Below are 930 nucleotides of genomic sequence, written 5' to 3'. Positions count from 1 at the left end.
ATAAACGATATCACTTGGGGATATTCAATTAATTGAACGACTGAATCTATCAAAGCGCCACATGTCTAAAACTTTTTATTAATTTAAAAGTTATTATTAAAAAGTGTCATGACTAAAATCATAAAAGCATCATCCGACTACTCATTGGATGATGCTTTTTGCGGCTTATATACGCCTACTTTACTATCACGCTTAGATATCTACACTCTCAAATAAAGCAATACGTGTCTCACCACGAATAACTGCACTCATATAATGCTTCGGATCTTAAGATAAGAAATAAGTTAACTATTATAAAAATAGCATTATTTATAAAATATCCTTATTAAAATCCCTACCTACTTACCCTCTTACTAATCGTCACCCCCGTAAAGCCAAACAGCAGTGTTAATAGCAATGACAAATAACAGAAAAACGCATACGGCAAGTAATCTAATACTGGCACGCCCAATGCCTGACTAATAAATACCCCGCACACACTCCATGGCACCAGCGGATTAATCACCGTTCCTGCATCCTCAATCGTCCGAGACAAATTCTTAGGATGTAGTTGCAGACGCTCAAATGTCGACCGGAAGGCAGTACCGGATAATAGAATACTCAAATACTGCTCACCGATCAGCACATTGATGCTCAGTGCCGACATCGCTGCCGCAAAGATCGCTCGTCCTGACGTCGTCAATGTGTCCTTAATACCAGACAGTAATGCTGGCAGAATACCTAGTGCCGTCAGCAAACCACCTAAGCTTAATGCCAATATCACAATCGCCTGAGTAAAGAACATACTCTGTACACCGCCGCGTGACAGCATACCGCCCACCTCACCTAACTCTAATGACTCAGCAGGCGCATAACCGGCAAACAGATAACCACCTAACTGACCAAAGCTGGGTGAGCTATGGATATAAGTAATGATCAGCGCTGCGGCAA

At 41.4% G+C, this 930-nt stretch carries 1 protein-coding gene; it reads right to left on the bottom strand.

From position 1 onward, the window contains the following. Positions 1 to 334: 334 nt before the first annotated feature. On the bottom strand, positions 335 to 930 hold a 596-nt coding region (locus ACS8FC_RS15525), incomplete at its 5' end, for a Na+/H+ antiporter NhaC family protein (RefSeq protein ID WP_439297429.1).

Source organism: Psychrobacter sp. 1Y4 (genome assembly GCF_051847555.1).
This window is presented reverse-complemented; position numbering and strand designations above follow the sequence as displayed.